The sequence below is a fragment of the bacterium genome, from assembly GCA_035703895.1.
GTDB lineage: Bacteria > Sysuimicrobiota > Sysuimicrobiia > Sysuimicrobiales > Segetimicrobiaceae > Segetimicrobium.
Genome location: DASSXJ010000042.1, coordinates 1 through 7518 on the forward strand (window position 1 = coordinate 1; position 7518 = coordinate 7518).

General features: G+C 66.9%; 8 protein-coding genes. 5 read left to right on the forward strand and 3 right to left on the reverse strand.

Annotated elements, in window-relative coordinates:
- Positions 1-1162 (forward strand): Gfo/Idh/MocA family oxidoreductase (locus tag VFP86_03205; protein HET8998632.1); only part of this gene is annotated, 1162 nt, incomplete at its 5' end.
- Between the two features lie 129 nt (positions 1163-1291).
- Here the strand turns inward: VFP86_03205 and VFP86_03210 are convergent.
- Both VFP86_03210 and VFP86_03215 read right to left on the reverse strand, forming a co-directional pair.
- Positions 1292-1867: a lipid-binding SYLF domain-containing protein gene (locus VFP86_03210; protein ID HET8998633.1), complete on the reverse strand. Its 576-nt coding sequence runs from the start codon at positions 1865-1867 to the stop codon at positions 1292-1294.
- 84 nt (positions 1868-1951) lie between these two features.
- The gene (locus tag VFP86_03215) at positions 1952-4738 is read right to left on the reverse strand and encodes a UPF0182 family protein (protein HET8998634.1); all 2787 of its coding nucleotides are present in this window, start codon (positions 4736-4738) and stop codon (positions 1952-1954) included.
- Positions 4739-4779: 41 nt separating this feature from the next.
- On the opposite strand from VFP86_03215, the gene VFP86_03220 reads away from it, so the two are divergent.
- The 4 genes from VFP86_03220 to VFP86_03235 all read left to right on the forward strand — a co-directional run bounded on the left by VFP86_03220 (position 4780) and on the right by VFP86_03235 (position 7204).
- Positions 4780-5091, forward strand: coding sequence for an iron-sulfur cluster assembly protein (locus VFP86_03220; protein HET8998635.1), 312 nt, complete (start codon positions 4780-4782; stop codon positions 5089-5091).
- 1 nt (position 5092) lies between these two features.
- Positions 5093-5488, forward strand: coding sequence for a hypothetical protein (locus VFP86_03225; protein ID HET8998636.1), 396 nt, complete (start codon positions 5093-5095; stop codon positions 5486-5488).
- A gap of 227 nt (positions 5489-5715) precedes the next feature.
- Positions 5716-6507, forward strand: coding sequence for a nucleotidyltransferase family protein (locus tag VFP86_03230; GenBank protein ID HET8998637.1), 792 nt, complete (start codon positions 5716-5718; stop codon positions 6505-6507).
- Positions 6485-7204, forward strand: a complete 720-nt coding sequence (locus tag VFP86_03235) for a metallophosphoesterase (protein ID HET8998638.1) — start codon at positions 6485-6487, stop codon at positions 7202-7204. Before VFP86_03230 ends, VFP86_03235 begins: the two co-directional genes overlap by 23 nt.
- A gap of 1 nt (position 7205) precedes the next feature.
- Here VFP86_03235 and VFP86_03240 read toward each other — a convergent pair.
- Positions 7206-7518: hypothetical protein (locus VFP86_03240; GenBank protein ID HET8998639.1), on the reverse strand; the 313-nt coding region annotated here is incomplete at its 5' end.

Consider the following 7518-nt stretch of genomic DNA (forward strand, 5'->3'; position numbering starts at 1 on the left):
TACGCTCGCGCCGGGCGCCGTCTTCGTCGCCTACCGTCCGCGCGCCAGGCCGGCACGATCATGCTACAATTTTCACGTGCGTCCGGCGAACGATCGTCCGTTCGGCGTTGCCATCGCAGGGGCTGGCGTGATTGCCTCGTCTCACGCCCGCGCGGTCGCGGGCCTCCCAAACGCGCGGCTGCGCGCGGTGACCGATGTCGCGGCCGAGGCGGCGCAACGTCGCGCGGCCGAGTTCGGCGTCGACGCCTACACCGATCTGGGGGAACTGCTGCGGCGCCCCGATATCGACGTGGTGTCGGTCTGCGTGCCGAGCGGCCTCCACGCCGAAGTCGGCGCCCAGGCCGCCGAGGCGGGCAAGCACGTGATCGTCGAGAAACCGATCGACGTGTCGCTCGAGGCGGCCGACAGGCTGATCGCGACATGCCGGCGGCGGGGGGTCAAGCTGGCGGTGATCTCACAACACCGGTTCGACCCCGGCATCCAAGCGATGCGCGCCGCGCTCGATGCCGGCCGGTTCGGCCGCCTGGTGCTGGGGGATGTGATCGTCAAATGGTACCGGACCGGAGCATACTACGGCAGTGCGGGCTGGCGGGGGACGTGGAAACTCGACGGCGGCGGCGCCCTGATGAATCAGGGCATTCACTGGGTGGACGTGCTGCAGTGGATGATGGGACCGGTCGATCGCGTGGTCGCCCGCTGCTCGATGATTGCGCACGATATCCCGGTCGAAGATGTTGCGCTGGCACTGCTCACATTTCGCAGCGGCGCACTTGGCACGATCGAGGTCTCAACCGCCGTCTATCCGGGCCTTCCGGAGCGCATCGAGATCACCGGGACAGGCGGGACGGCCGTTGTGGAGATGGGCGAGGTGGTCGTCTGGGAGTTCAAGGACGAGAAGGGTGAGGTCGGCCCGTACGGCGCCAAAGTCCGGACCGTCCACCGCGCGGAGGCGGCGACGGCGCCGGATCAGGCCGCGAGCCAAATCGCCGGCCATCGAACGCAGATCGGGGACTTCCTCCAGGCCATTGCCGACGATCGAGACCCGGTGATCACCGGCGAGGAAGCGCGCAAACCGCTCGAGATCATTCTGGCCGTGTATGAATCGGCGCGAACGGGACGCGAGGTCGCGCTCCCCCTCAGTCGCGCCGGGCAACAACGGTAGAGGCACCGAGGTGGACCCCAGTGCCTCTACGATCGCCTTGCCGCCCGACGTCTTACGGTTGTGTAGTTCGCGACCCGTCCACACCGGCCCGGCAAAGATTTCCGGGCCCGTGATGGCTCTCGCGGCCGCTTATCGCTCGATCCTCGAGATCTTCGCGTCCTGCAGGCTGAGGTTGAACATCAGCCCCCTCTGATCGAACACGTACCCCACGATCGGGGCGTTGGGAGCCGGATTCGTGGACGCCTGGCCTCCCACGTTCACGAGCACAAGCGAGCCGTCGACCCCCGCTTTCCAGTATCCGTCCCGCTGCGCCTTGGCCCGGAACTCTCTGAGCGCCCGGTCCGACAAGAAGGCGACGATGACGGACTTTCTCTGGGCTCCAAACTGGATGCCCAGCGAGCCTGTGGTGAGGCTGTAATACCCGACGGTCGTGCCGCCCACTCGCAACACGCCCTCACCGTAGGCGCCCCCGAGACCAACCCCGGCCTGGATAACCTCCGGGAAGACGAGAAGGCCCCGGGCATCACGCAGAACCGCAGGGGCATCCCCGAACTCGCTTCTGAACTGGTGGAGTGTCCGGTCGGCCCCTACGGAAATCGCTTCCGCGGTCGCCGCATGGGACGCAACCGGTGAGAAGACCAGGTTGGCCAGCAAGCTAAGGCCAACGATCCACACCATTCTCTTACTAGCGTGCAGTACTCTCATCGCTATTGCCCTCCTCCGTGGTGACGTCGGGCCGTTGCAATGTTACCCTTCGCGGGAGGGCGCCAAACATGCGTACTCGGCCGGTCAGGGCGTGCTGCGCGGCGGCTCCGTCGCGGCCTTGAGCTCGGCGAGCGCGCGTCCCAGCGCGTCGATCTCTTTCCCGTAGGTCGCGAAGTCCCCGGCTCGAAGGGCAACCTGCGCCCGCTCGTAATGCGTGTTCGCCTCGGCGGCGAGCGCCGCGATGCGCGAGCGGGAGGCGCCGGCCGCCCCTGCGGACGGCGGTGCGGACCCCGCAGCTCCCGGTTGGGCGGGAGCCCCCCGCGGCTGACCGGGCGAGATCGTCGCAGGCTCGGAGGGGAGCCCGACGAAGATGCGCGCCAGGGCGGCCTCGAGCGTCTGCTCCATGGCAATCCGGGCGCCGTAGGCGACGATCACCCGCTTGAGCTCCGGCAGCGCGCTGCCCGAGGCCTGAAGGTACAGCGGCTCGACGTACAGGAGCGCGTCGGCAATCGGCACGACGAGCAGGTTGCCGCGGATGACCTGGGATCCCTGCTGGTTCCACAGCGACAGCTGGGCGCTGATCGTCGGGTCCTGGTTGATCCGCGCCTCGATCTGCATCGGGCCGAACACCGTCCGGTCCTTGGGAAACCGGTAGACGAGGAGCCGGCCGTAGTTGGGCATATCGCTGCGCCCGGCCATCCAGGCGACCATGTTGTCTTTCCCCGCGGGCGTAAACGGGAGGATCAGCGCGAACTCCTCGCCCCGCGCGGGATCCAGCCTGAGGTTCACGTAGTACGGTTCGAGCGGCTGCGGGGATCCGCCAAACAGCTCATTGGGGAATGTCCAGAGATCTTCTCGGTTGTAGAACACTCGCGGGTCCTTCATGTGAAAGGTCGAGTAGACCTGCGACTGGATCGTGAACAGGTCCTCGGGATAGCGAAAGTGGGCGGCAATCCCCCGGGGGAGCGCGTCGAGGGACCGGAACAGGCCGGGGAAGATCCCCATGTACGCCTGGATCAACGGATCCTTGGGATCCATCACGTAGAACGCGGTCGTGCCATCGTAGGCGTCCACGACCACCTTCACGGCGTTCCGGATGTAATTGGCGCGGCCGAATGGCCGGGAGTACGGGTAGGCGGACGTCGTGGTATAGGCGTCCACGATCCAGAGCAACCGGCCGTCCACCAGCACGAGATACGGGTCGTGATCGAAGGACAGCATCGGAGCGATGTGGGCCACCCGCTCCCGCACTTCCCGATGAATCATCACCCGGCTCTGGGGCGTGACGTCGGTGCTTAACAGCAACTGGGAGGCGCCAAGCCGCGCCGCGAACGCCAGCTTGGCCAGCGGAGCGGTGAGCGGCACCCCACCGCGCCCGGCATACGTCACCAAGACGTTTTGGTCGCCCTGCGGGTAGTCCAGTTCCTTGGTGCGCGTGTTGACGACCACGTACTGGTTGGCGAGAAGCCCGTAGTACAGCTCAGGCCGGGTGACCTGGAGGCCGATCGGGCTCTGCGGCGGGATGTCTTTGATGTAGAACTCGGGCAGCCCCTCCCCCGAGATCCGGTTGACCGGCGTCATCACGAGCCCGTATCCGTGGGTGAAGAGCTGGTGATCGTTGACCCAGGTGCGCGCTTCCGAGGAGAGTCGCGCGATGTCCAGTTCCCGCGCCGAGAGCATCACCTGTTGTTCGTGCCCTCCGATCTGGTACCGGTCGATCCCGACGCTCGTGAACGTATAGTACAGCCGCAGGCTCTGGAGTTGGGCGTACGTCGTGAGAAGCGGCCGGTAATCCCAGAGCCGGACGTTGTCGAGGACCACTTGATTCGCCCGGACCGTCGCCGGCGTCAGGCTCTCCGTCGCCGGGAACGACTGCTCCTGGACCTGGTCGAGGCCGAAGGCGCGGAGCGTCCCGGTGATACCGTTTTGGATGTAGGGGGCCTCGCGGTTCAACTCGTTGGGGCCGACCTCGAATTGCTGGACCGCGGCCGGGTACACGCCCGTGCCCGCGATCCAGACCACGAGCATGACCGCCAGCATCGCCACCGCGGGGCGAAGCGTGCGAAGCCACACCGAGGCCAGCATCAGGAGGCCGGCGGCGGCGGCGAGCACGGTCAGCAGCCGGAGGGCCGGGAGCGTCGCGTGGAGGTCGGTGTATCCCGCGCCGTAGAGGGCGCCGCGCGGAGAAAACAGCAGCCCGTAGGCGTCAAACCAGAACCCGGCGGCGCGCAGCAGGAGCAAGATCCCGGTGAGCGCCGCGAGATGCACGCGGACTCCACGCGGGATCGCCCAGACCCCCCGCATCAGGAGCGGGGCGAGGTCGAGGTAGTATCCGGCGGCCACGATGAGCAGCGCGACGAACGTCCAGGAGAACAGCCAGTCGTACACCGCGGTATACGCCGGCAGCGTGAAGACGTAGAATCCGACATCGAGGCCGAACACGGGGTCACGGACGCCGAACGAGACCCCATGGAGCCATCCCTGGAACGTCAACCACGATCCCGCGGCGGCGCGGCCCGCCAACACGGCGATGACACCGACGACGATCGCGGTCACCGCGGGAGGACGGAGGCGGGAGGCGATCTGGCGGTACGCCCGACCCCCGGAGGACCTGAGGTCGATGACGTTGGGCATGGGGCGGAGCCGAAGCAGCGGCCGGATGTTCGGGAAGAGGATGACGAATACCGCGAGTGCCGCCGCCAGGCCCACGACCACCTGCGACTCGATGGGCACCCAGAACGGCGCCCGGTACCCGACTTCGCCGAACCACAGCCACTCCGTGTACCAGCGGGCGAAGCCGGGAAAAAACAGCAATACGGCGACCAGGACGACGAGGAGCGTTCGCCGGACCGCCCCCCCACGTCGCATCATGGTACACTGGAAGCGGACGTCAGACTGAGGAGCGATGTGCAATGGTCACGCGAGATCAAGTCATCGACGTGCTCAAGACCTGCTTCGATCCGGAGATCCCGGTCAACATCTGGGACCTCGGACTGATCTACGACATCACGATCGCAAACGGGGTCGTGGACATCAAGATGACGCTCACGGCCGTGGGATGCTCGATGGGCCCGCAGCTCGTGAGCGAGGTCGAAGCCAAGCTGCTCAGCGTAGACGGGGTCGAGGACTGCAAGGTCGAGATGGTGTGGAGCCCGCCGTGGACGCCGGAGCGGTTGAGCGAGGACGGCCGGTTCTCGCTCCAAGCGATGGGCTACCCCCTCTAAGATGCCCCTCCCGCTTGTCATCGTCGTGGCCGGCGACGACCTACTGTTCTCCACGCAGATCGCGTCGGCCCTGAGCGGGATCGGCCACCGCCCACACATCGTCCGCACCGCGGGCGCATTCCTAGAAGCCCTCCGCACCGGTCCGGCCGCCGCCATCCTCAACCTCGCATCTCCCCGCTTGGACGTCGTTGCCGCGATCCGGGACGCCAAAGCCGCTCCTGCCACCCGGATGATCCCGCTGCTCGGGTTCTGCGGCCACGCCGATGTCGCCAGGCAAACGGCGGCGCGCGGGGCCGGCTGCGATCTCGTGGCCACCAACGGTGAGGTCACGGCACACCTCCCGCGACTCCTCGACATCCTGCTCGCCGCGCCCAACCCCTCCACGTCCCCGCGATAGCCGCCGCACCAACCGGCTCTGCAGCCATTCGAGACAGGATCCGCCACCGCCTCCTGCGTGCGGATGGCGCGGCCCCATTATGATCGAGCGATGAACGTCACCACGCGCACCACGCTGGCCCGCCTTGGAAAGCGCCGGCGTTTGGCGGAGCGGCGGACCGGGTACACTTCATTCGCTGGGTAGGCTTTCCGGCGCGTACCACACACGTCAAAATGTTGGGACGCGATTTGCTGAGCCGCGTAGGAGACCCGAACGAGTCAGAGACGTTTTTCACGGCCGCGTTGGGTGCGCTGCGGCGTGGCAACGTCCCATTCATGATCGGCGGCGCCTACGCGGTGCGCGCGTACGCGGGCATCTTCAGGGATACCAAGGATCTCGATGTGTTCTGTTGCCCGGAGAACGTCCGTCGAGCCCTCACCGTGCTGGGCGCGCTAGGCTGCCGGATCGAATGGACCCACCCCACCTGGCTGGCCAAAGCCCTCTCAGGACCGGCCATGATCGACGTCATCTTCAGTTCCGGCAATGGTAGGTGCCGCGTGGATGAGATCTGGCATCGCCATGCGCGCGAGACGGCGGTGTTGGGAGTCCCCGTCAGGGTCATTCCCCCCGAGGAAATGATCTGGAGCAAGGCCTACGTCCAGGACCGATTCCGCTTCGACGGGGCCGATATCGCTCATCTCATCCGGCGGCAGGGGCGCCGTCTCGACTGGCGCCGTCTCCTCGACCGGATGGACCGCGATTGGGCAGTGCTCTTCGCGCACCTGGTGACCTTCCACTTCATCTACCCCTCCGAGCGCACGGCGGTGCCCACTTGGGTCATGCGCGAGCTTGGAGGCCGCTTGGATCGCCAAGTCGCCCGGCGGGCGCCCCGAGCGTCGATCTGCCGCGGACGGATGTTGACGCCGCACGACTACGAAATCGATATGGCCGAGTGGGGCTATCACGACGCGCCCCGCATGCAGACCGGGCGCGGTCGGTCCGACCCCGCACACGATCGTGCGCATCGCCGCCCTGGGTGACCTCCATGTCCGCGACACGTTGCCCCAGCCGCTTCGCGATCTCTTCGCGGAGGTAAGCGGCAGGGCGGAAGTCCTGGTTCTCTGCGGCGACCTCACCGACCGGGGCTTGCCTGACGAAGCCGAGGCGCTGGCCGAGGCCCTCGCCGTCTGCCGCATTCCCATCATTAGCGTCCTTGGCAACCATGACTACGAATCGGGCCAGCAAGGCGCCCTGCACAGTATCCTCGCCCGGAGCGGGGTGTCGGTGTTGGACGGTGAGTCTCATGAGGTGCATGGCGTGGGCTTCGCGGGGGTCAAGGGCTTCGCCGGCGGATTCGACGATCAGGTGCTCCAGCCATGGGGTGAGGAGATCGTCAAGCAATTCGTCCACGAGGCGGTGAACGAATCATTGCGCCTCGAGACAGCCCTCACTCGCCTCCGGTCTGAGACTGGAAGCCTGCGGGCCGTCGCGCTGATGCACTACGCCCCGATTCGACAGACCGTGGAGGGAGAGCCCCTGGAACTGGTGCCATTTCTAGGGTCGTCGCGCTTGGTGGACCCCATCGACCGCTCCGGTGCCGTTGCGGTGTTCCACGCCCATGCGCATCATGGATCTTACGCCGGCACGACCCCTAAAGGCATCCCTGTGTACAATGTCTCGCTCCCCGTGTTACGTCGCCTCACCCCCGAGCGGCCATTCGCCCTCATCGAGGTTTGAGTCAGCGCGGGGGTCGAACCCTCCGGCAGGCGGCCAGGAAGATCGCAGTCACCACGCTGAGGTCCCTCCAGACACGCGCGTGCGCGTACACGGCTGCGGCTCCCGGAGGCAGCCACCCCAGCCGGCGCTTTCGCCAGACCAGATATCCGGCGACCCAGCCCACGAGCATGAATCCGAAGAGCAGCGGCTGGAATGAGGTGGCCCCCGCGAGGGCCCCGATCACGACCCCGGCGGCGAGGAGAGGGAGGTTGGGCCGCAGGAAGCGGCGGACGGCGCCGATCAGATTCCCCCGCGCCTCTCGCGCGGCGGGATTC

What these genes read in the sequence shown, in the direction of transcription:
- VFP86_03210 (HET8998633.1), bottom strand. Translation starts at nt 1,867, where the DNA reads ATGAGAGTACTGCACGCTAGTAAGAGAATGGTGTGGATCGTTGGCCTT.
- VFP86_03215 (HET8998634.1), bottom strand. Translation starts at nt 4,738, where the DNA reads ATGATGCGACGTGGGGGGGCGGTCCGGCGAACGCTCCTCGTCGTCCTG.
- VFP86_03220 (HET8998635.1), top strand. Translation starts at nt 4,780, where the DNA reads ATGGTCACGCGAGATCAAGTCATCGACGTGCTCAAGACCTGCTTCGAT.
- VFP86_03225 (HET8998636.1), top strand. Translation starts at nt 5,093, where the DNA reads ATGCCCCTCCCGCTTGTCATCGTCGTGGCCGGCGACGACCTACTGTTC.